General features: G+C 43.3%; 21 protein-coding genes. 9 read left to right on the top strand and 12 right to left on the bottom strand.

The features are described 5' to 3' along the window. The first annotated feature begins 12 nt into the window (after positions 1 to 12). Positions 13 to 2,094, top strand: a complete 2,082-nt coding sequence (locus tag BM095_RS07310) for a transglycosylase domain-containing protein (protein ID WP_091659532.1) — start codon at positions 13 to 15, stop codon at positions 2,092 to 2,094. Between the two features lie 147 nt (positions 2,095 to 2,241). Here BM095_RS07310 and BM095_RS07315 read toward each other — a convergent pair whose 3' ends face one another. From BM095_RS07315 to BM095_RS07335, 4 genes are all read right to left on the bottom strand, one after another. Next, positions 2,242 to 2,604, bottom strand: a complete 363-nt coding sequence (locus BM095_RS07315; protein ID WP_091659535.1) for a hypothetical protein — start codon at positions 2,602 to 2,604, stop codon at positions 2,242 to 2,244. Positions 2,605 to 3,140: 536 nt separating this feature from the next. Beyond that, positions 3,141 to 3,680, bottom strand: coding sequence for a YwhD family protein (locus BM095_RS07325; RefSeq protein WP_091659540.1), 540 nt, complete (start codon positions 3,678 to 3,680; stop codon positions 3,141 to 3,143). A gap of 45 nt (positions 3,681 to 3,725) precedes the next feature. After that, positions 3,726 to 4,232 carry a YwgA family protein gene (locus BM095_RS07330; protein ID WP_091659866.1) on the bottom strand — a complete coding sequence of 169 codons (507 nt, stop codon included), beginning with the start codon at positions 4,230 to 4,232 and terminating at the stop codon, positions 3,726 to 3,728. A 77-nt stretch (positions 4,233 to 4,309) separates the two neighbouring features. Continuing rightward, positions 4,310 to 5,629, bottom strand: a complete 1,320-nt coding sequence (locus tag BM095_RS07335; RefSeq protein ID WP_091659869.1) for an HD domain-containing protein — start codon at positions 5,627 to 5,629, stop codon at positions 4,310 to 4,312. Positions 5,630 to 5,862: 233 nt separating this feature from the next. On the opposite strand from BM095_RS07335, the gene BM095_RS07340 reads away from it, so the two are divergent. Continuing rightward, positions 5,863 to 7,626: a methyl-accepting chemotaxis protein gene (locus BM095_RS07340; protein ID WP_091659543.1), complete on the top strand. Its 1,764-nt coding sequence runs from the start codon at positions 5,863 to 5,865 to the stop codon at positions 7,624 to 7,626. A 77-nt stretch (positions 7,627 to 7,703) separates the two neighbouring features. Here BM095_RS07340 and BM095_RS07345 read toward each other — a convergent pair whose 3' ends face one another. Then, positions 7,704 to 8,933, bottom strand: coding sequence for a dicarboxylate/amino acid:cation symporter (locus BM095_RS07345; protein WP_091659545.1), 1,230 nt, complete (start codon positions 8,931 to 8,933; stop codon positions 7,704 to 7,706). A 145-nt stretch (positions 8,934 to 9,078) separates the two neighbouring features. On the opposite strand from BM095_RS07345, the gene BM095_RS07350 reads away from it, so the two are divergent. The 7 genes from BM095_RS07350 (at position 9,079) to BM095_RS07380 (ending at position 16,749) form a co-directional block, all read left to right on the top strand. Then, entirely contained in the window at positions 9,079 to 9,921 is an 843-nt protein-coding gene (locus tag BM095_RS07350; protein WP_091659548.1) for a lipoate--protein ligase family protein, read from the top strand. 107 nt (positions 9,922 to 10,028) lie between these two features. Then, positions 10,029 to 10,778 carry a hydrogen peroxide-dependent heme synthase gene (gene hemQ, locus BM095_RS07355; protein ID WP_091659550.1) on the top strand — a complete coding sequence of 250 codons (750 nt, stop codon included), beginning with the start codon at positions 10,029 to 10,031 and terminating at the stop codon, positions 10,776 to 10,778. 426 nt (positions 10,779 to 11,204) lie between these two features. Next, positions 11,205 to 11,627 carry a cell wall hydrolase gene (locus tag BM095_RS07360; protein ID WP_091659553.1) on the top strand — a complete coding sequence of 141 codons (423 nt, stop codon included), beginning with the start codon at positions 11,205 to 11,207 and terminating at the stop codon, positions 11,625 to 11,627. Positions 11,628 to 11,683: 56 nt separating this feature from the next. Then, positions 11,684 to 12,082 carry a spore coat protein GerQ gene (gene gerQ / locus BM095_RS07365; protein WP_091659555.1) on the top strand — a complete coding sequence of 133 codons (399 nt, stop codon included), beginning with the start codon at positions 11,684 to 11,686 and terminating at the stop codon, positions 12,080 to 12,082. Positions 12,083 to 12,357: 275 nt separating this feature from the next. Further along, on the top strand, positions 12,358 to 14,511 hold the full coding sequence (locus BM095_RS07370) for an ATP-dependent Clp protease ATP-binding subunit (RefSeq protein WP_091659557.1): 2,154 nt from the start codon (positions 12,358 to 12,360) through the stop codon (positions 14,509 to 14,511). Between the two features lie 169 nt (positions 14,512 to 14,680). Continuing rightward, entirely contained in the window at positions 14,681 to 15,694 is a 1,014-nt protein-coding gene (locus BM095_RS07375; protein WP_091659560.1) for an NADP-dependent oxidoreductase, read from the top strand. 236 nt (positions 15,695 to 15,930) lie between these two features. Beyond that, entirely contained in the window at positions 15,931 to 16,749 is an 819-nt protein-coding gene (locus BM095_RS07380) for a DUF368 domain-containing protein (RefSeq protein WP_091659563.1), read from the top strand. Between the two features lie 437 nt (positions 16,750 to 17,186). On the opposite strand, the gene BM095_RS07390 is transcribed toward BM095_RS07380, so the two are convergent. The 7 genes from BM095_RS07390 to gdhA all read right to left on the bottom strand — a co-directional run bounded on the left by BM095_RS07390 (position 17,187) and on the right by gdhA (position 22,384). Next, entirely contained in the window at positions 17,187 to 17,558 is a 372-nt protein-coding gene (locus BM095_RS07390; protein WP_091659568.1) for a DUF423 domain-containing protein, read from the bottom strand. Positions 17,559 to 17,578: 20 nt separating this feature from the next. After that, complete coding sequence (locus tag BM095_RS07395; protein WP_091659571.1) at positions 17,579 to 17,881, bottom strand: DUF5327 family protein; 303 nt, start codon at positions 17,879 to 17,881, stop codon at positions 17,579 to 17,581. A gap of 265 nt (positions 17,882 to 18,146) precedes the next feature. Next, positions 18,147 to 18,335, bottom strand: a complete 189-nt coding sequence (locus BM095_RS07400) for a hypothetical protein (RefSeq protein ID WP_091659573.1) — start codon at positions 18,333 to 18,335, stop codon at positions 18,147 to 18,149. Positions 18,336 to 18,427: 92 nt separating this feature from the next. Next, complete coding sequence (locus BM095_RS07405) at positions 18,428 to 19,258, bottom strand: aldo/keto reductase (RefSeq protein ID WP_091659576.1); 831 nt, start codon at positions 19,256 to 19,258, stop codon at positions 18,428 to 18,430. Between the two features lie 14 nt (positions 19,259 to 19,272). Beyond that, positions 19,273 to 19,953 (bottom strand): uracil-DNA glycosylase, encoded by a 681-nt coding sequence (locus tag BM095_RS07410; RefSeq protein WP_091659578.1) that lies wholly within the window; start codon positions 19,951 to 19,953, stop codon positions 19,273 to 19,275. Between the two features lie 118 nt (positions 19,954 to 20,071). Next, on the bottom strand, positions 20,072 to 20,842 hold the full coding sequence (locus BM095_RS07415) for an inositol monophosphatase family protein (RefSeq protein ID WP_091659581.1): 771 nt from the start codon (positions 20,840 to 20,842) through the stop codon (positions 20,072 to 20,074). Between the two features lie 147 nt (positions 20,843 to 20,989). Beyond that, the gene (gdhA, locus tag BM095_RS07420) at positions 20,990 to 22,384 is read right to left on the bottom strand and encodes an NADP-specific glutamate dehydrogenase (protein WP_091659584.1); all 1,395 of its coding nucleotides are present in this window, start codon (positions 22,382 to 22,384) and stop codon (positions 20,990 to 20,992) included. Positions 22,385 to 22,456: the final 72 nt, after the last annotated feature.

The raw sequence follows: 22,456 nt of genomic DNA on the forward strand, positions 1-22,456 counted from the left end.
GAGGGGAAGGAAATGAATACGGCATTGCGAAAAAAGAAACCTTACCCGAAACGAATTGGAACATGGCGCCTTTTCTTCAGAGCGGTTTTAACGCTAGGCATTTTTCTCGCAAGCGGTGCTCTTCTCGTCATGGGAGGCGCGAAGGTACTACCGGCACCCCCTATTGAAGTAAACCAAACGACTGTGTTTTATGGGGCAGATCATTCTATTATTGGAGAACACCAGAACGGAAAAAAACGATACTGGAGCGAGCTCGATGAAATCTCTCCTCATTTAATAAATGCCATGATAGCAATTGAAGATCGTGAATTCTTTGAGCATACAGGCTTTGACTTCCCACGTATAGCTTCTGCACTTGCAGCCAACATTCGGACAGGGACAAAGTCTCAAGGAGCTAGTACCATTACTCAGCAGTATGCCAGGAATTTATTCTTATCCCATGAGAAAACGTGGGCGAGAAAGGTAGAAGAAGCGCTCTACGCTCTTCGTCTCGAAGCTCATTACGATAAAGAAGACATTCTAGAAGGCTATTTGAACACCATTTATTTTGGACACGGGGCATACGGCATTGAGGCGGCATCGCGCCTGTATTTTGATAAACCTGCTAGTGACCTGTCTTTATCAGAAGCGTCTCTATTAGCGGGCGTACCAAAAGGGCCATCCTATTATTCTCCTTTTTCTTATCCGGAACGTGCGCAAGAAAGACAGAGTCTCATCTTACAGGCGATGGAAACAACGGGAGTGATCACCGAAAATGAAAAGGTGGAAGCGGAAAATGCTCCCCTTCTCCTAGAACGTCCTGGTCAACTGGCCGATGATCGGATCGGTCCTTATTTTCAAGACGTTATCGAACGCCAGCTTGATGAAAAATATGGCTTGGATCCCGCAGTGATCGAACAAGGCGGTCTGCATATTTACACAACACTCGACCCGGAGCTTCAAGAAAAAGCAGAGAGATGGGTAAAGCAGGAAATACCGAAGGAGTCGGAATTGCAAGGAGCGCTAGTCGCTATGGATCCTAACAGCGGAGAAGTAAGAGCCCTTGTTGGTGGTAAAAACTACGAGGAGAGCACCTTCAACCGTGCGACCGAAGCAGCTCGCCCGCCTGGTTCCGCTTTAAAACCTTTTTTATATTATGCAGCGCTGGAGGATGGATTTACCCCTCTTACGTCCTTTCGCAGTGAGCCGAGCGAATTCGAAACTGGGGAAAATGGAGAAATCTACTCGCCTGGCAATTACGCAGAATTGTATGCCAACGACTTTATTAACATGGAAGAAGCATTAGCAGTGTCTGATAACATTTTTGCTGTAAAAACCCATTTATATCTTGGGCCAGAAGCATTGGTGGAGACAACAGAGCGAGCAGGTATCACCTCTGACTTTTCTCCGATCCCTTCCCTGGCACTGGGTACGCAAAATGTCCGTATTCTTGATTTAACTGCCGGTTACAGCGCAATCGCGAACGGCGGCTATCAAGTCGAGCCCCGATTTATTCAAAAAATAACAGATGCGGAAGGAAACGTTTTAGTAGAAACGGAACAAGAGAAAAAGCAAGTATTTGATGCCAAAAAAACATATGTCCTGACGAACATGATGCAACGCGTGTTTGACACCTCTCTGAATAGTTATACTTCCGCTACTGGTCACTCGATCGCTCATTTAGTCAACCGTCCTCTCGCTGGGAAAAGCGGATCAACGACATATGACAGCTGGATGGCTGGATTTGCCCCGCAGCTTGTCACCGGGGTTTGGGTGGGATACGACGATAACCGGGAACTCAACCATGCCCAGGAAGGACAAATTTCAAAACGAATCTGGGCTAACTTTATGAGAGAAGGTCTGTCAGAAGAGTTAAAACTTGCTTTTCCTCCGCCTGAAGGGGTTGTAAAGGTAGAGATAGATCCGGAGACAGGATTCTTAGCTTCTGAAGAATGCGGCCCCGCCCGCACCGTCGCCTTTGAGAAAGGAACAGAACCTCGCCGCTCCTGTTCGGGAAAAATGAATGAAGAAAAAGCGGAAGAAAATAACAAAGAAGAAGAACTAGAGAAAAAAGAAGAAAGATTTTTTGACCGTTTAAAAAAATGGCTGGAATAAAGAAAAGCGGAGGCGTCCCGATCAGCCACGACAGGTTCTGGAGGGCCAGCAAAGAAAGCCGATTTTTGCTTTCTTTGAATGGACCGAAGAAACCCCGAGTGGCTGGACGCCGCAGCTAGACAATATAGAAAAGCGAAAGCGCCCTGCTCAGACGCGACAGGTTCTGGAGGGCCAGCAAAGAAAGCCGATTTTTGCTTTCATTGTCTGCACCGAAGAAACCCAGAGCGTCTGGGCGCTGAAGCTAGACAATAAGAAAAGCGAAGGCGAGTAAGGATGTTCGACTAAAGAAAAAGGAACTTCTACTAAAATCGCCCACATCGTGTGGGCAACGTAGAAGCCACCGCCTCCTGCGGAAGTTCCTGTGACAACGTCGAACTGACCCACGTCCTGTGGGCCCGCGACAGGTTCTGGAGGGGCAGCAAAGAAAGCCGATTTTTGCTTTCTTTGAATGGACCAGATGGAAGATCGGCTAAAGCCGTCTCGTCCTGAGACAACGCCGATCTGACCCACATCGTGTGGGCCTCCCGAGTGGCTGGGCGCTGAAGCTAGACAATAAAGAAAAGCGAAAGCGCCTGCTTATCGGCGACTAGCGCTGGAGAAGGTTGTTCGACTAATGAAAAAGGAACTTCTACTAAAATCGCCCACATCATGTGGGCAACGTAGAAGCCACCGCCTCCTGCGGAAGTTCCTGTGACAACGTCGAACTGGCTTGCACAGGATGTGCTGACTTTTGCGTTGCAAACAGTACCGTTTGCGCTTTTAGCAAAAGAACATTCACCTGTGGGCCTGAGGAGGCCGTGCCGCCGCAGAGAGGGTTGAAGCGACCTCGAGTAGCTGGACGCCGCAGCTAAACACAGACCGCTAACCATTGATACTTTCCTTCCTATCGAAAAAACCAAAACGCGCAAGAGGCTGGATCGGCTCTCTTGCACGTTTTGGTGTCCTAGTTATGTGTAGTGCATGTGTGTGTAATTATAGTTTATTGATATTTTATGAAAAGAACAATATGTGGAAGTAATGTTCAAAAATCGTTCACACAACGTTTGTTATTTCACAGTCAGTGCTTGGTGCAATTCTTCCGTTGAATGATTCCACATGTCTTCATTAAACCCTTTTAGAAAAGCTGCGAGTATTTTCTTCGAGTGATCATCCATATGATCGACGACGACCCGCCCTTTTAAAGACTTATCCATATTGTTCACGTGCTCTGGCATGCTCTTGTACCCATTTTTAATACGTTTGTCTTCTCTTTCTACGAGAAATTCACAAGCTCCCACCCCACCGTAATGAGGCTTCCCTTCTTTTTGTTGAACAGTAACCCATACAATCCAGTACTTCCTGCTGTCCGGCAGTTCGTCGCGACTCTCTAATATACGAACCCGTTTTTCAATGGCGGAGCGGGCATGCAAGGCTCCCATATCTATGAAAGCATCGTCCCCTTCCGGATCTACAATAACGGGAGTTACGTTATCTAAGCTTAAAGCGCCGACACCATAACCACCATGACCGTCGGTGGAATCACCACTTAATATATTAAATCGACTGCGCTTGATTTCTTCATTTTTTTTCGCTGCATCCTTATCCATCTATCTCGCCCCTTTGATTGAAGATTCTCTTTCTATCATACTTCCTTAAGAGAGATGATTCAAAGATTCGATAAACTCCCATGCCTCTTGGATATCTTGCTCCGTGTAATTCTGGCTTTTCTTAAGGGTAAACACTTTCTCTTTTACCTCTGGTTTTGGCAGTTCATCAAAGTAAAGCATCGTTGATACAAGTTCAAGAAATTTAGAGCTGTGTCCATTCAGCTGATGAACGATGGTGCTCGCTTGTTCACGAGGCCAGGTCAAGGGAAATTTTTCTATAAAGGATTCCCCATTTTTTGTGATTTTATAACGGTATTGAGAATACCCCGCTTTCTTTTCCTTCGTTTCAGTCACAAAGCCTAAGCTGCACAGCTCTTCTACACGCAACGTCAATTCTTCAGAATAAGGACCATACACGTGGAAAGTATATTTTTCCTGTAACGGTAACTTCATTTTTTTCCCGATGTATACAATTTTTTGCAGTTTCTTCCTGCCAACAATTTCTCCGGCATCTTTCAACAACGCAATAATTTTAGCATGTTCCGGCAGCACCATTGTAGCCTCCTTCAACCCGGCTTCCCCATTTTCACCTGATCTATGTAGTGAGTTCTTTTACTTTACTTTTCTGTTTAAAGGCCTGGTTCTCTTTTCCCTGGATGAGCTTGAAGTATGTCTTTAATTTGCTGTTTTTCTCTTTCGTGTCCTGGTGTATCGAGCCATTCCGCTGGATAATACAATTTGTGATCGGTTCGCTTTTTTCCTGAGATCGCTTCTACAATATCGGATTCCCTCGATAACTCTCTAAGTTTCCGGTCCGGCATGAGCAAGTGAATCGGAATCCGCTCCTCTTCTTCTCCAGGCCGATAAAAGTCATACGGCAAATCGGACGATGAGTCAATCACAAGATAATAGTCTGGATGAATCCCTACCTCCAAAAATAACTCCTGAAGTTTCATCCAATCATTCATAACAAAGTCTTGGTCGAACTCTACATATTTAAATAAACGACGGTTCATAAAGCGGGTACATAAGTCCCGTAAAATCGGATCTTCCTCTTCGGTCCAGCAATGGAAATAAAACATCACTACGGACTCATCAAGCTTTAAGTATTCAGACAAGGGCAAGTTATCCTCAAAAAAACCTTCAAAATGATGTGGAAACTGTTTGAACGAATACCCTTCGAGACGAAGCATTTTCACCCGCTGTAATATTTTACTTAAAATTACTTCCGCACTCCGAGTCACCGGATGAAAGTACACTTGCCAATACATTTGATAGCGACTCATAATGTAGTCTTCCACGGCGTGCATACCCGTGTATTTGATCACTGCTTGTTCTTCGGTGGGACGCATGACACGTAAAATACGCTCCATATCAAAGTGGCCGTAGCTGACTCCTGTGTAAAATGCGTCCCGCTGCAAGTAATCCATCCGGTCCGCGTCAATTTGACTCGAAATCAGACTGACTACTAATTTATTAGGGTACGTTTTCTCGATCACATCCGCTACTTTCTGAGGAAAGTCCTCCCCCATCCGGCGAAGAACGTGATTCACTTCTGTGTCACTGACAATAATTTTGCGCGTCCACCACTCATGATCGGTATCAAAGACTTTTTCAAACGAATGAGAAAAAGGCCCGTGTCCAATATCATGAAGCAAAGCTGCACTCAGACAGAGTAAACGTTCATCATCTGACCAATGAGGCCGCCCTTCAAACACGTCGATAATACGTCTCATAATCTCGTATACACCGAGAGAATGGTTAAAACGAGTATGCTCGGCTCCATGAAAGGTTAAGAACGTCGTACCAAGCTGGCGTATCCGGCGCAACCGCTGAAATTCTTTTGTCCCAATTAAATCCCAAATTAACTCATCTCTTACGTGAATATATCGATGAACCGGATCTTTAAAGACTTTTTCTTCCTCCAGCTTGCGATTCCCTGTAACCATGCAGCCATCCGCTCCCTCTTTCATACTGTGTATCATTATACCAATGTCACTCCCGATGCAAAACAGGGAAGTGGTTCTGTTTTTTTTGTTCCCGCCGACAGCAGCCTGTAATACCAATTAGTCCTTGTGGAAACAAAATTAACCAAACTTTTACATCGTTCCTATACCTTCTTAATATCCAAACGAGATAATAAAACAGTCTAAAAGATCTATGACATTTGGAGGGTTTTGTGATGAATTGGATAAAAACAGTGTATTCTCGACTGTTCCCCATTCTTAAAAAAAGAAAGAACAAGCCAAAATCATTGGAAAAAATAGAAAAACACCCGTTGCATCGATTGTCTTTGCGGGCTCGTTTTCTGCTTTCTATTTTATCGGTTGTAGTGCTATCCACAGGAACGATCGGTTACTTCAGTTATTCCATCGCCGAAGACATGCTCTTGCAAGCGAATGAGGACCGTTTAAAAAGAGAAGTGCAAATTAGCAAAGAAAGAGCCGAATATTTAAAGCTTTCTTATGTAAATGACCTCGAACAATTTGAAAAGCAAATAAATTACGGCATGCGTGCGCAAGCGGCAGAACTAACGAGCGATGGCCTTCACGCCAATTTTTTCCGTGTTGATGAGGATGCAGCCATTCGCCCTTTTGCTGTTAGTCAATCTGCCGAACTGCCTTTACATAAAGAAGAAATAGAGGACATCTTAGACAAAGAGAGTGGTTCTGTTTACAAAGTCGTTGACGGAAAAGAACTCCATCTTGTCTTTGACTACGTTCAAGATTTGCGAGAAACCATTATACTAGCCGTACCTACTGAGGGCTACATGGGAGGGATCTACGAGCTTCGGTCCATCCTGTTCACATTCGTGACGGGGAGCATTATCATCGCAGCCATTATTATTATTCTTACGATTCAATCCCTGATACGTCCGCTAGCCCAGTTAAAAGACATCATGGGTCAAGTACAGGAAGGAAACGTGAGCGAGGAAGCGTCTTATCAATCGACAGCGCCAGAAATTGTTTCCTTGACGAAAAGCTTTAATCATATGATGCATTCCATGAGGAATTTACTTCTGGAGGTACAGCAAACCGTGGATCAATTGGCTGGCTCTGCAAACCATTTATCCACTTCCTCTGCGACGATTCACGAGAACACGGACGAACTCTCTCACGCCATCCAAGTCGTAAACGAAGGTGCCGAGCAAACAGCGATTCGTTCCGAGAACAATTCGTCATCTTTTCACGAGATGAAAGTCCAAATTTCGAACACGATGGAGCATGTCACTCAGCTAGATCAGGGCGCGACGGATATGAATCAACAAGCCCAAGTCGGAGAAAAAGAAATAAAGAAACTAATGAATTCAATGAAAGCGCTGAGCGCCTCTATTTCTTCATTAACTACTCCGATTCAACATGCCAAAGATCAGTCCGAGCAGATTACAGGGGTAGTGGAAATGATCCAAAATATTTCCGAACAAACGAAACTTCTGGCCCTCAACGCGTCCATCGAAGCCGCACGCGCCGGCCAAGCCGGAAGCGGCTTTGCGGTAGTAGCACAGGAGGTAAAAAAGTTAGCGGAGGAAACGACGAAAGCTACTGATCGCATTCAAACACCTATTCAAAAAATGAAATCGATTAATGAGAATGTATCTGCAGAATTTAATCATATTGTTCAATCGTTGGGACAACACATTCATGCGGCCGATTCATCTAAGAGTGCTTTCAACCATTTGATCGATAATGTGGACGCGACGATGATAAGGTTAGAGAAAATGAAAACATCTCTATCCCATTTAGAAGCGCTCACTCCAAAAATAGAAGAAACAGCAGCCTCGTCTCTCAGCGTGTCGCAGGAAACATTAGCGAGCACTTCTCAAATGACTGCCTTGTCTTCGAAACAATTGACGCTCATCCAAAACAACCAAACGATTGCAACGTCCTTAGAGGAAACAGCCAATCATTTGAAACATTGTAGCGAGCAATTCCGATTGTCCCATTAGGTTTTCTTAGGGTAGGTTCAGCAAAAAAGGGCTGTTCAACAGTCATGGTGCATGACTTTTTGACACAGCCCTTTTCCCTACGCTTGTTGTTCTCTTTGTTTTTTTCTTTCTGAACGATCAATAATGAAAGCACACGTGGCATCTCCTGTAATATTGAGAGACGTACGGAGCATATCCAAAATACGGTCGACTCCCAAAATTAAAGCAATTCCTTCTACTGGTAAGCCCACTTGCTGCAATACCATGGTAAGCATAATAAGGCCGACACCTGGAACACCGGCGGTTCCGATACTTGCGAGCGTCGCCGTAAGAACGACCATAACCAGCTGGGAAAAAGCTAGATCTACCCCGTAAACTTGCGCGATAAACATGGTAGCCACCGCTTGCATAATCGCTGTCCCGTCCATATTGATCGTAGCCCCAAGCGGCTGGACAAAACTGCTGACCGGCTTACTGATTCCGAGCCGTTCTTGAGCGGTTTTCATGGAGATAGGCAAGGTACCGCTCGAACTTGACGTACTAAACCCTACCGTCATCGCTGGGAAGAAATTTTTGAAGAAATGATAAGGACTGGCCTTCCCGATAAATTTGATGGCAAAACTATAAGTAAGAGCGGCATGCAGCAACAGCCCACTAATGATGGTCAGCATATACATCAACATTTGCCCTAACCCTTGTATTCCGGCGTCTCCCACCGCGGAAGCAATCAATGCAAATGCACCATAAGGAGCCGTATACATGACAACATTTACAAGGAACATCATGACTTCGTTGCCTTGCTCTAATAACTTTTGTAAGCCTTCTGTCTTCTCATGGAGCTTGGCAAGAGCAATACCAAAAAACAAAGCCACAGCAATTATTTGGAGCATTTCTGCTTCCGCCAGTGCATTCACTGGATTGTCAGGAATAATATTCAACAACGTATCCATAATCGGCGGAGCTTCTTCTGGCTGGTATTCTGCTTCTTCTGTATTGAATATCCCTTCTTGTCCTGGCTGTATGAAGTAAGCGAGACTAAGTCCGATCACTAGCGCTATCATCGTAGTGACAATATAAAATACAATCGTCTTTCCACCGATACGTCCCATCTGAGCCGGGTCTTTTAAGTTTGCTGTTCCCAGTGCAATGGAAATAAAAACGATTGGAACAACGAGCATTTGAATTAGATTTAAAAATATTTGGCCAACGGGTCCAAGGAGATAAGTATCTAACACACGAAACAACGAACTCGGAACAAAATTTAAAATAAGACCTACGATAACACCGAGTACTAATGCAATCAGTATTTTTTTCGTTAAGTTCTCCATTTCATTGCCAGGCTCCTTTCTACATCGCTTAGTCATTTCTTTCCCTTTTTAGATAGCAACTAACCCATGAACCGACCTCCTTATTTTAGACTCTATAATTTCATGCTATAATTTGAACAGATTGAGAGAGAACGGAGTAATGAAAATGAACGTCACACAAATGTTTCACAATAAGAAATGGCGCTGGGTCGATCATTCCAGTTCAGGCCTGCAATTTCACCCGCTTCAATCCTTCGCTTTAGATGACACCTTCTGCACCTCGACGGGGAACCTCTCGTCCGTACCAGTCATGCGGGCATGGGTGCATGCGCCTACAGTCATGCTTGGCATTCAAGACAGCCGACTGCCTTATATCAAGGATGCCATTCCCTTCTTGGAACAAGAGGGTTATCAAGTACTCGTGAGAAACTCAGGCGGCCTTGCTGTTATTCTAGATGAAGGCGTTTTCAATTTATCACTGATTTTTAAAGAAGACAAGACGTTTTCGATTCATCAAGGCTATGATTTGATGTGGGAATTGATCCGACTTGTATTTGCAGATTCACCAGGGCTGATAGAAGCCTATGAAATAGAGGGCTCCTACTGTCCGGGCAGTTACGATCTGAGTATAAATGGAAAAAAATTCGCCGGGATTTCCCAACGGCGTATCCGCGGGGGCGCAGCTGTCCAGATCTATTTAGCTGTCACAGGAAGCGGCTCTGAACGTGCCGCTGTGTTACGAGAGTTTTATGAGCGCGCTTCCCGTGGCGAAAAGGCGAAGTATGAATGGCCTCGTATTCAACCTGATGTAATGGCTTCCCTTTCAGAAATCTACGGAAGAAACATCCGTATTCAAGACGTACTTTACCGTCTTCTTACTACGTGTCAAGACCAAGGAGCCATCTTGCAAACTTCTTCTCTCACGGAAGAAGAATGGAAAAGGTTTGATTACAATTATCAGCGCGTGATGGAACGCAACAACAAAGCCCTTGACATCTCGCTATCTTAAGTTTCTTGTGAGAATGATATCCTATATTCCTACCCTTGGCTCTTGCTTTCTTCTCTGTTAGAAGATGTGGTATAGTGAACGCAAAGCCATTTGAGGAGTGATACATAGTGAGTGAAGCATCTCAAACATTGGATGGTTGGTTTTGCCTGCATGATTTACGTACCATAGATTGGACTTCTTGGAAACAAGTGCCAAGTGAAGAAAGACAAAGTATGATCCATGAATTCATGGATATGTTGGAAGCTTGGCAAGAAGTCGAAGATGAAGAAAAAGGCAGCCATGCCCTGTATACGGTCGTTGGTCAAAAAGCGGATCTTTTAATGATGATATTACGTCCGACATTAAACGATTTGAATGAAATCGAAAATGCCTTTAATAAATTAAGAATTGCTGATTACACGATTCCGGCCTATTCTTATGTATCTGTCGTCGAACTTGGAAACTATATACCTCCAAAAGACGGAAGTGACCCGACAGAAAATCCTGAAATAAGAGCAAGAATTTATCCTATCTTGCCTAAGTGGAATCACATCTGTTTTTATCCAATGGATAAAAAACGTGAAGGGGACGACAACTGGTACTCCCTCCCGATGAAAGATCGTCGTGAGTTAATGCGAGCTCACGGCATGACCGGTCGTAAATACGCTGGTAAAATCAAACAAATCATTACTGGTTCTACCGGTCTCGATGACTGGGAATGGGGTGTTACTCTCTTTGCCCATGAAGCGCTTCAATTTAAGAAATTAGTTTACGAAATGCGCTTTGATGAAGTGTCTGCGCGTTACGGAGAGTTCGGAGCATTCTATGTCGGAAACATTTTAAAACCAGAGAAAATCGAATCCTTTATGCACGTTTAAAGAACTCGTATCCTCTACAGTCAAGTATCGGAGTCATATACTCTGCTGCTTGGCTGTTTTTTTATTGCTTTTTAAACTCTAGATGGTTGATTGAAACAAAATATGATAACGAGAAAAGCTCTAATGTAATGATAGATAGACTATATGAAGCAAAGAAAAATGCGAGACTCCTGCGGAAAAACGGGCGACCGCGACCCCGCAACGGTCTTTGCGAGGGGGCCCGGGCGTTCGTCCGCGGAAAGCGAGTATTTTTCTTTGCGTCCTCCTACGGTTATGAAATCCTTTAAAGTGCGTTAAACGTTAAATCACACCATCACATTTGACAAAGAACCAACTTTCTCTCCTTACATTTTCATCATAACCCTTTCTCTCCCCTCATATATTCCATAATGTGATGATTGATCTTATAGAAACAGGGTGATATTCATGGCCGTGGTGCCTGCAACGGAGAAAGACACTAAAATGCTTGCACGGCTGTTAAGAGCAGAAGCGGAAGGTGAAGGAGCACAAGGGATGTTGTTAGCAGGTAATGTCATGGTTAACCGAGTCCGAGCGGCGTGTATTGATTTTGTGGATATTCGAACGATTCCTCAAATGGTTTTTCAATCACCAGGGGGATTCGAAGCGGTCCAAAAAAGTTATTTTTATCAGCGTGCGCGTGACAAGGAAATCAGGTTGGCACGGCGATTAATACAGGGAGAACGTTTTCATCCTGCCCAGAATTCCCTCTGGTTTTATCGTCCCGAAGGTCCGTGTCCCGCAGAATGGTTTGGCCAGACAAACGTTGGAAGGTTTAAAGCACACTGTTTCTTCTCCCCTACCTACGCTGATTGTCCGGAAGTGTATTAGAAGCTACTTTTATCATACTGGCAGTCACACACTGACCAGATAAAAGGAGGAAAACAATGTATAACTATTATCCATGGTACGGATATCCTGTCCAACACACTGGTGGATATTATCCCGCCGACATGTCTAGACAGCAACAACAACAGCAACAAAACGGTGATGGAATGCTTCCAATTGAACAATCGTATATAGAAAATATTTTAAGACTGAATCGGGGTAAGCGAGCACGTGTCTATATGACGTTTGAGAACAATCCTGACTGGCAGTCACGGATATTCACGGGAATTATCGATGAAGCAGGACGTGATCACATCGTTCTTCGCGATGAAGAACAAGGCCGCTGGTATCTCTTATTAATGGTTTACTTAGATTTCGTTGAATTTGACGAATCGATTCAGTATGATTACCCATTTGATGACGGATCTGGCGCGTTATCTCAATACTCTCCTCGTTAATCCTACGTTTATTTCCCCTTCATAACGGTTATAGTTTCCTCTGCAAAGGCAGCGTTCCATGAGAGCGCTGCTTTTTCTATCACTATTTTTCATTTTTTTATTACTAAATACTTGAAAGTCAAAAAAGGTCAATGTATAATAAAATCACAAAGTCAAATATAGTCAAAGTCAAACTAACAATCTAGCGCAGATGCTAATAAACACTTTATATCAAGGAAAAGGTGTAACTACCTTTCCTGTCATTACGAATACGTATACAAAGGAGGCTCTTTGAGATGAGAAAATGTGATAACTGTCAAATTCGTCAGGCTCGCATTGAATTGAATATGAACATTAACGGCCATCGCCAAAAAATGAATTTGTGTCACGTATGTTACCAACAAGTTCGAAATGAAATGAAGCAGCCTTCCGGTTTCGGAGGAAATCATGATTTTTCTTCGTTTGATCAAATGTTTAAAGACATGATGAATCCGCAAATGAACGGAATGGAGCAACAGCAAGGAGGACAACCCCAGCAAAGTGGCGGCAGAGGCGGCGGTTTGCTTGATAACCTAGGGAAAAACCTTTCCGATGCCGCTCGTGCGGGATTGATCGACCCTGTCATCGGACGTGACAAAGAAGTGGAACGCGTCATAGAGACATTGAACCGTCGTAACAAAAATAATCCTGTACTAATTGGTGAACCAGGCGTTGGTAAAACAGCCATTGCTGAAGGATTGGCTTTGCGTATCTCTGAAGGAAACGTTCCGAACAAACTGAAAAACAAAGAAATATACTTGTTAGATGTGTCTTCCCTCGTAGCTAACACTGGCATACGCGGGCAATTCGAAGAACGGATGAAACAGCTGTTACAAGAACTGCAAGAGCGGAAAAACACCATTGTCTTCATTGATGAGATTCACCAGATTGTAGGTGCTGGTTCAGCAGAAGGCTCTTCTGACGCCGGCAATATTATGAAACCGGCGCTAGCTCGTGGTGAAATTCAAGTGATCGGTGCTACGACTATCGCAGAATACCGCAAAATAGAAAAAGACGCAGCATTAGAGCGTCGCTTCCAACCCGTAATGGTTGATGAACCAAGCCTGGAAGATACAGTGGCAATCTTGAAAGGTCTAAAGGACAATTATGAGAAATATCACCAAGTATCTTACTCTGACGAAGCAATAGAAGCTTGCGTGCGATTGTCCAACCGTTATATTCAAGATCGTTATCTTCCGGACAAAGCCATTGATCTCATGGATGAATCAGGCTCTAAAATCAACTTAGCCTATAGCGATGGTGACGAAAATGAAATACAACAACGTCTTGAACAAATCGCGTTAGAGAAAGAAAAAGCCACCCAACAAGAAAACTACGAGCAAGCTGCAGCATTGCGGGACGAAGAAGCTAGGCTGCAAGATCAGCTCGAGGATTCTGAAAAAGAGGGTGCGTCCCAGCAGCCAGTCGTTGACATCGAGATCATTCAACAGATCGTTGAGAATAAAACAGGGATTCCGGTTCGTCGTCTTCAAAAAGATGAACAACAAAAAATGAAAGATTTGCCTGATCGTCTCCAAGCAAGAGTTATTGGACAAGAGAAAGCGGTCGAACAAGTCACAAAAGCCATTCGTAGAAACCGGGCCGGTCTGCGTCGCGGCAACCGCCCTATCGGATCATTCCTATTTGTTGGTCCGACCGGTGTCGGGAAAACAGAACTATCCAAATCACTAGCACAAGAAATGTTTGGAGATAGCGAAGCCATGATTCGTCTCGACATGAGTGAATATATGGAAAAACACTCCGTGTCTAAGCTTATTGGTTCCCCTCCTGGATATGTCGGTCACGAAGAAGCAGGCCAGCTGACAGAAAAAGTCCGCCGCAAGCCGTACAGCATCATTTTGCTGGATGAGATTGAAAAGGCTCACCCTGACGTTCAGCACATGTTCCTTCAAATTATGGAGGACGGCCGCTTAACAGACAGTCAAGGAAGAACAGTCAGCTTTAAGGATACTGTCATTATCATGACGTCAAACGCAGGATCGAGCATCAAAAAAGTCACAGTCGGTTTTGGAAAAGAGGACGAAGCCGTACAGCCAAAAATTACAGAATCTCTTTCGGATTATTTCCGTCCCGAATTCCTTAACCGTTTTGACAGCATTGTTCAATTCAACGAACTGTCTAAAGAAGATCTTGTTCAAATCGTTGATATTATGTTGGCCGATATTATAGAGGCAGCGAAAGAACAAGACATGAATGTGACAGTCACCGATGAAGCAAAAGAAATGCTCGCTGAACTAGGATATGATCCAGCATTTGGTGCCCGTCCTCTCCGTCGCGTGATTGAAGAAAAAGTTGAAGACGGCATTGCCGACTTAATGCTCGAAGAAGATAACATTGAAGATATTAAGGTTATCGTTCAAAACAACGACATTTCTGTCGTCAAAGCTTAGATCTTTAAGAAAAGTATAGGGTGTCCGAACTTGCACAGGACGCTTCTAAATAACAACAAAGCTGTTCCACGAGCGGGATTTCCGCTCACCAGGAACAGCTTTTTTTTATTTTTTGATGACAAAGGGTATAATCTCATGAGAGATCAATAGAAAGAGAGGGATTTGGCAAATGACGCAAAAGCAACTTATTTTAAAAGAAAGACCTAACGGTATACCGGATAAGGACACGTTTGCATTTCGAGAAGTAGAGATAGAAGAACCTTCAGAAGAGGAAGTTCTGTTAAAGACTTTATATGTTTCGGTTGATCCCTATATGCGCGGGAGAATGTCTGCAGCTGAATCATACGTTGCACCATTCCAAGTTGGTGAACCGCTAAGTGGTGGCATTGTCTCCCAAGTTATCGAATCAAAAAGTGACCAACTGTCCAAAGGAGATATTGTCCGAGGAAACTTGCCCTTTCAAGAATACCATGTTGTAAAAGCAAACACAGTACACAAGGTCGATACGAATGGACTGAGTCCAAGCGTTGCCTTAGGAGCATTAGGGATGCCAGGGTTAACAGCCTACTTTGGAATGATGCATATTGGTGAACCAAAAGAAAACGAAACCGTCGTTGTTTCAGGAGCAGCCGGTGCGGTCGGCCAAATTGCCGGACAACTAGCCAAACAAGCCGGAGCTCGCGTCATTGGTATTGTAGGCTCTGATGAAAAAGCGACATATATTACGGAAGAACTCGGTTATGATGCCGCGGTAAATTATAAGAAAGGACAGCTGGATCAACAGCTAAAACAGGCTTGTCCCAATGGTATCGATGTCTATTTTGAAAATGTCGGAGGGGATATTGGAGACGCTGTCTGGCCGCTGTTAAACACTTTCGCGCGCATCCCTGTTTGTGGTGCCATCTCCTCGTACAATTTAAAAGAAGACGAACAGGATATCGGTTTGCGAGTACAATGGTTTCTTATTAAATCACGCGCAAAAATGCAAGGGTTTCTCGTTGGCGACTTCGCAGACAAATTTAGCGAAGCCTACCCTATCCTCGCAGAGAAAGTCTCCTCAGGAGAATTGAAGTTTGAAGAGACGATAAAGGAAGGATTTTCCTCCATTCCTGATGCATTTAACGGCCTGTTTTCCGGTGAAAATATCGGCAAACAACTCGTAAAAGTAGCTGATGTTGATTAACAGCAGATTAATCTCCTAAACAAAAAAAAGAGAGAGAACCTATGGCAAACATTGTCTGCTGTAGGTTTTCTCTATTTCTTCTATGACCAAAATACGAGCACATTGGAAAAAAGTCCCTTTTTCGCTGAAGTTTTAAATTTTCCTCTTCCTCTTCTAAAAAAGAGGACCGTTAATACGCTATAATATAGAAATGGAAACAGAACAACGCATGTAACTTCAGTCGAAGGAGAATCGTTATGTTTGAATGGAAAAATATTTTTCGTGGTATGGCGATGGGAGCCAGTGATCTTATTCCAGGGGTCAGCGGCGGAACCATTGCTTTAGTTTTAGGAATTTATCATCGTCTGCTTGCAGCCATCAATCATTTTTTTAGTAAGAGATGGAAAGAACAGCTTGGTTTTTTTATCCCTCTTGGGCTCGGCATCGGTATTGCTATTTTTAGCTTAAGTAATCTTTTGGAATGGCTATTGATGGATTACCCGCAACCTACTTTCTTTTTCTTTATCGGTCTAATATTGGGTACGATTCCTTTTCTTTTAAGAGAAGCAGATTACAAACACTCGTTTCGGCCGTTACATTATCTCATTCTTATTGTGGCAGCTGTACTCATTATTCTCTCTGGACTTTTCCGCGAAGAGGACGCAGGTACGATTATTACCTCTCTCTCTGCCGCCGACTACATTTATCTCTTTTTTGCTGCTTGGCTTGCCAGCTCGGCAATGATTTTACCAGGGGTCAGTGGCTCTTTCATTCTGCTTCTTCTCGGAGTATATGAAACCGTGATCCATGCCATTTCCTCCTTACAGTTTTCTGTCTTACTTACAGTCGGTGCCGGGGTAGTGATTGGAATTGTTGTGATGAGTAAACTATTGCATCATCTTCTAAGAAAACATCCTACAGGCACTTATGCTGTAATGACTGGTTTGTTAATCGGATCTTTGTTTGTAATATTTCCGGGAATAGGAGCCAACATCACTCTCCTACTCCTAAGCATTATCACTCTTGTAATTGGGTTTCTTCTTGCCGTTACTCTCGGTCGATTAGAGAGGACATAACGGATCAAAAGCGCAAGCGCCTTGATTTGTACAGGATGTGCTGACTTCTGCGTTGACTTTTGCGTTAGCTAGTACACGACGTACTGACTTCTGCGTTGCAAACAGGACGTTTGCGCTCTTAGCAGAAGATCAACTGCTGACGTTCGTGTACTTAGCAAAAGTTCCCCACCTGACGTTTGCTCTTTTAGCAGAAGGTCAACTGAGGACGTTCGTTAAACTAGCAGAAGAACCACTAATGAGACAAGTCCTAGAGGACCGGCATATGGAAAGGTGCTCTTCCCTTTCCATTGACGGACCGAAGAAACCTCGAGCCGATGGCGCCTGGAGCTCGACATAGCCAACCCTTATACAAAAGTTACCCACAAGCGAATAGCTCTTATAACTTCGTAAACAACAAAAAAGCTGCTGGGACATTCTACGTGCCAGCAGCTTTTTTCTTATGCTTTTGCTACGGAAATAATCAACATGATCCAACCGACAATAAAAGCAACTCCTCCTATCGGCGTAATGGCACCAAGCCATGAAATTCCCGTAAAAGCCATCGTATACAAACTTCCCGAAAAAATAAGAATACCGATGAACAACAACCACCCTGCCCACGATAATGTTGAAGAACTCCCGGCATAGGCAGCTATCAAACCAACTGCTAATAACCCTAAAGCGTGCATCGTTTGATACTGGACGGCCGTTTCATACACACCCATGAGTCGCTCAGATAGTTTTCCTTCTAGTCCATGTGCCCCGAAAGCGCCAAATCCAACTACCATTGCGGCATTCACAGCGCCTAATATCACAAATAGCTTCCACATCTCTTTACACCTGCCGTCTATTAAAATTCGAGTAAATTTCCATCCGTCGAAGGAATATCCTTGTCTTGTTGAGGTATCGATGGAGAAGATATCTCTTTGTTAGAAAGTCGGTGGATGTCACTGCCCACTCTTGGCTGCTTAGCTGTCTTGTTTTTAGTTGGCTTACTAGTTTCCTCATCTAACAGCAAATCACAGTAAGCACGGAGAACTCTTGCATGTGCTTGAACAGCTTCCGTTTGGTCCCCTTCCGACAACTCGGAAAGATGAAGAAGCTCTTCTTCCATTTTCTCGATAATTTTCTGAGCTGGAATATTTATCACCATCACCTGCTCTCTCTTCCATGATCCTATTCTGCATTATACCACAGCTTATCCTGCTGCCACTATGACGGAGAAGTGACTTTCTTTCCGCTTACCGTGTTGCCTAACCGCAAGAGTGCACTTCTATTTTAAGCACTTTTCGCCTCATTGCTTACCGTTGCAATGCTGGTAAAATGACCTCGAGCTCACACGCGTATAAACACGTAACGTATAAACTTTAAAAAAACTGGACCAGCTTTGATGTGCCGGTCCAGCTTGCCTTCTATTCTTATGGTTTTTTAACAATCGAATAACCAAATGCCTCCACTTTTGGATAGCTTTCTTCATCTATTACCCAGAAGTGACCTTCATTATCTTTAACGACTAACTCTTTTTCCGAGGCTTCCTCTTTCGCTGTCTCTTCATGATCAAATTTTGCAGCTGGGATTTGCATATCATCAATAATGATATATGCCATATTAACACCTCCACCTGTTTGAAAAATTCCCGGAGGAGATGTCCTTTAAACGAATTGCCATTAAATGTCACAAAACTGTAAAATCATATACGCTAGTATGGAAACTCATCAGGGTGATAGCCGTAACGCTTGTTTTCATTTATACTACTGATCGCTTCCATATCCTCGGAATCCAAGGAAAAATCAAATATACGCGCATTGGAACGAATACGTTCTGGAGTGACCGATTTTGGAATGGTAACTACTTTGTTTTCATAGCACCAACGAATCAACACTTGAGCTGGTGTCTTTCCATGCTTATCGGCGATACGAGTTACCACTTCATGATTCAGTAAATCTCCTTTCCCTAATGGGCGCCAAGCCTCCAACTGGATATGGTGATTCTGACAGTATTGCTGCAAGTCCTTTTGATAGAGACGAGGATGAAATTCCACCTGATTGACCATTGGGTTTATTTCCGCATCTTTTATTAAATCCTCCAAATGATGCTGCATGAAATTACTGACACCAATTGCTCTCACTTTGCCTTCTTTATATAACTCCTCTAGTGCCCGCCATGTTTCTTTATACAAACCTGGTACTGGCCAGTGGATTAAATAAAGGTCTATTTGTTCGACTCCTAGTTTCCGGCGCGATTTTTCAAAAGCCGCTAACGTATTGTCAAACCCGTGATCGTCATTCCATACTTTCGTTGTAATGAATAACTCGCGTTCTGATACACCGCTGTCTTTGATCGCTTTTCCTACCCCTTCTTCGTTTCCATACAAAGTAGCGGTATCAATGCTTCGGTACCCTGCATCGATAGCTGTTTTTACAGCAGTTTCTACTTCTTTTCCCTCTTCTGCTTGATACACTCCCAGGCCTATCCAAGGCATCTCTATTCCATTTGTAAGTGTAACCACAGAGGATGATATGGTTTCCATGTAATTGCTCCTTTCTAAACATTCTCTGGAATGGTCCAATCGATTTCGGGCCGCCCTGCTTCTCGTAAAAATTGATTGGTACGTGAAAATGGTTTACTTCCGAAAAAACCTTTGTTCGCTGAAAATGGACTTGGATGAGGTGACTTTATAATAAAGTGGTGAGAAGCCGTGACCAATTCTTCTTTAGCTTGCGCATTTCTCCCCCAGAGGAGGAAAACGACCGGTTCTTCTTTTTCATTCACTTGACGAATGACTTCATTAGTGAAATGTTCCCATCCTTTCCCTTTATGGGAGTTTGCTTGGCCTGCTCTCACTGTCAACACAGCGTTTAATAATAACACACCTTGTTCTGCCCAGCTCGTCAAGCAGCCATGAGAAGGGATAGGGATACCGAGATCATCCCTAAGTTCCTTATAAATATTTTGCAAAGAAGGAGGAATTTTCACTTGTGGTTTGACAGAAAAACTTAAACCATGTGCTTGGTTTGGCCCATGATATGGATCCTGTCCAATAATAACAACTTTCGTCTTTTCATATGTAGTGTAATGCAAGGCGTTATAAATATCGTGCATTTCTGGATAGACAGTAAACTCACTATATTCTTTTTTAAGAAAAGAACGAAGACGTAAATAGTACTCTTTCTCAAACTCTTTCTCTAACCGCGGCTCCCAATCATTCTTTAATATATTTCCCACTTTTCCTCCTCCTTTTCCCTATCTTTACCTTTTATTCCCTCTTGTTTCTACATGAAACACACATAGAACGGGGAAATAAAAATGTTTCACGTGGAACATTACCTTTTGATTTAACTTATCACCGATCAATAATTTTCTGAAGCGTGGAAAACAACAGCGAGTTAGCTGAGAGGATGAATAAACCTTTTTTCTCTGGTTGTACCACCGCTTGACCACCAGCCTCCTTTACGATTAACAAGCCCGCTTCCACATCCCAGTCATTTAATTTTAATTCCCAGTAACCATCCATGCGTCCAGCTGCTACTTGGCACAAGTCCAATGCTGCGCTCCCCATTCTACGAATACCGCCAACTTGAGGAATCATTTTATTTATATATTCTAAGTTATTATCCTTATCCCTGTCTTTATCATAAGGAAAACCAGTGCCTATTACAGCGCTATGTAACTGACCGGTTTGAGAGACAGTGATTTCTTTTCCATTTAAGAAAGCACCCTCCCCTTTAATGGCCTCATAGGTTTCATTTAGTTTAGGAGCATGGACCAGCCCAATGACTGTATTTCCTTCATAACGAATACCGATGGAAATACAGTAAAAAGGCAACCCGCGAGCATAATTAACAGTCCCATCAATAGGATCGATTACCCATTCGTAAGGGGATTGTCCTTTTTCATCTTCACTTTCTTCTGTGCGGATATGATGGTCAGGGTAAAAAGATTTGATTTTGTCTTTTAAAAATGTTTCGGACCACACATCCATCTCAGTTACTAAATCAATAGCAGATGTCTTGCTTTCCATATCCATCGGACCTTCTGCTCTTTCTAACAAATAGTCTCCTGCTTCTTGTGCCCACTCTTTCGCCAACGCAAGCATTTCCTGCCATTCTTTCATGTCACTCACCCTTTCTTTGATGCCCGCTTTCTCTCATCATATCCAATTTCACACTTTCATTCAAAATACACGTGAAAAAGGGCTGCCTCAAACGGGATGAACCGCTTAGACAGCCCTCACTATATAAGGTAATCAAACTGTTACCAATTAAATAACGCCTTGATCGATCATAGCGTCTGCAACTTTCTTGAAGCCGGCTATATTGGCACCAATAACTAAGTTACCCGGAACGCCATGCTCCTCCGCTTCTTTAATACTATTAGTAAATATAGAAGCCATCGTCTCTTTTAACTTAGCGTCTACTTCTTCAAAGGTCCAAGACACTCTGGAACTATTCTGCGCCATTTCGAAAGAGGACACAGCTACTCCTCCCGCGTTTGCTGCTTTGGCCGGTCCGAATAGGACATCATTTTCAAGAAACGTGTCAATAGCTTCCAACGTAGATGGCATGTTGGCCCCTTCCCCTACTGCTTTTACACCGTTCGCTACTAACAGTTTTGCGGAAGGTTCACCGATTTCATTTTGTGTCGCGCAAGGAAGCGCAATATCACATGGAATAGACCAAATTTCTGAACAGCCTTCCTTGTATTCAGCGTGCGGATGCTCCTCCACATATTCAGAAATTCGCAAGCTGTTTTCTTCCTTTAATCTTTTTACGGTGTCTAAATCAATACCTTCTTTGTCGTAGATGTAACCATTTGAGTCACTGCACGCCACGACAGTCGCACCTAATTCATGCGCTTTTTCAATAGCATAAATAGAGACATTGCCAGATCCTGATACAACAACCGTTTGATCTTTAAAACTCAAACCTTTATGCTTTAACATTTCATCAACGAAATAGACGAGACCGTAACCGGTAGCTTCTGTACGCGCTAAGCTGCCTCCAAAGCTTACACCTTTACCAGTCAATACACCGGCTTCATAAGCACCTTTCATTTTTTTGTATTGACCAAACATATAGCCAATCTCGCGTGCTCCTACTCCAATATCCCCTGCAGGGACATCCACGTCCGGTCCAATGTATTTTCCAAGTTCAGCCATGAAACTTTGGGAAAAGCGCATAATTTCCCCGTCTGATTTCCCTTTTGGATCAAAATCTGACCCGCCTTTTGCTCCGCCAATCGATTGACCGGTTAAAGAATTTTTAAATATCTGCTCAAAACCCAAAAATTTAATGATGCTTGGGGTCACCGATGGATGAAAACGTAAACCGCCTTTATAAGGTCCGATCGCACTATTAAATTGGACACGATACCCTCGGTTCACTTGTACTTTTCCTTGGTCATCTACCCAAGATACTCGAAATGAGATAAAACGCTCGGGATCTACAATTCGTTCTAAAATATTATGTTCGATGTATTTCGGATGTTTGGCAAGGACAGGGACTAAGGAATCAAAGATCTCTTTTACCGCTTGGATAAATTCTACCTCATGCGGGTTCCGTTCTTTTATTGCTTCATAAACTTCAGAGACATATTTCTCAGCTTCTACAAGCTCTTTTTGTTTTTCCTTCGCTAAAGCTACCATATTAATTATCATACTCCCTTTTTATAAATAAATTAGGCAAGTGCCTGATATCGTCGCTGTTTTCGGTAATTTTATTTTATAATG

The organism is Alteribacillus iranensis (assembly GCF_900113025.1).
In the GTDB taxonomy this organism is placed as follows: Bacteria; Bacillota; Bacilli; order Bacillales; family Marinococcaceae; genus Alteribacillus_A; species Alteribacillus_A iranensis.

Bases quoted from the DNA above. Each gene is read 5' to 3' on its own strand.
- gerQ (WP_091659555.1), top strand. From the start codon at position 11,684: ATGTATAACTATTATCCATGGTACGGATATCCTGTCCAACACACTGGT.
- BM095_RS07405 (WP_091659576.1), bottom strand. From the start codon at position 19,258: ATGGAAACCATATCATCCTCTGTGGTTACACTTACAAATGGAATAGAG.
- BM095_RS07395 (WP_091659571.1), bottom strand. From the start codon at position 17,881: ATGGTGATAAATATTCCAGCTCAGAAAATTATCGAGAAAATGGAAGAA.
- BM095_RS07360 (WP_091659553.1), top strand. From the start codon at position 11,205: ATGGCCGTGGTGCCTGCAACGGAGAAAGACACTAAAATGCTTGCACGG.
- BM095_RS07310 (WP_091659532.1), top strand. From the start codon at position 13: ATGAATACGGCATTGCGAAAAAAGAAACCTTACCCGAAACGAATTGGA.
- BM095_RS07380 (WP_091659563.1), top strand. From the start codon at position 15,931: ATGTTTGAATGGAAAAATATTTTTCGTGGTATGGCGATGGGAGCCAGT.
- BM095_RS07375 (WP_091659560.1), top strand. From the start codon at position 14,681: ATGACGCAAAAGCAACTTATTTTAAAAGAAAGACCTAACGGTATACCG.
- BM095_RS07340 (WP_091659543.1), top strand. From the start codon at position 5,863: ATGAATTGGATAAAAACAGTGTATTCTCGACTGTTCCCCATTCTTAAA.
- BM095_RS07350 (WP_091659548.1), top strand. From the start codon at position 9,079: ATGAACGTCACACAAATGTTTCACAATAAGAAATGGCGCTGGGTCGAT.
- BM095_RS07390 (WP_091659568.1), bottom strand. From the start codon at position 17,558: ATGTGGAAGCTATTTGTGATATTAGGCGCTGTGAATGCCGCAATGGTA.
- BM095_RS07415 (WP_091659581.1), bottom strand. From the start codon at position 20,842: ATGAAAGAATGGCAGGAAATGCTTGCGTTGGCGAAAGAGTGGGCACAA.
- gdhA (WP_091659584.1), bottom strand. From the start codon at position 22,384: ATGATAATTAATATGGTAGCTTTAGCGAAGGAAAAACAAAAAGAGCTT.
- BM095_RS07400 (WP_091659573.1), bottom strand. From the start codon at position 18,335: ATGGCATATATCATTATTGATGATATGCAAATCCCAGCTGCAAAATTT.
- BM095_RS07325 (WP_091659540.1), bottom strand. From the start codon at position 3,680: ATGGATAAGGATGCAGCGAAAAAAAATGAAGAAATCAAGCGCAGTCGA.
- BM095_RS07335 (WP_091659869.1), bottom strand. From the start codon at position 5,629: ATGGTTACAGGGAATCGCAAGCTGGAGGAAGAAAAAGTCTTTAAAGAT.
- BM095_RS07345 (WP_091659545.1), bottom strand. From the start codon at position 8,933: ATGGAGAACTTAACGAAAAAAATACTGATTGCATTAGTACTCGGTGTT.
- BM095_RS07370 (WP_091659557.1), top strand. From the start codon at position 12,358: ATGAGAAAATGTGATAACTGTCAAATTCGTCAGGCTCGCATTGAATTG.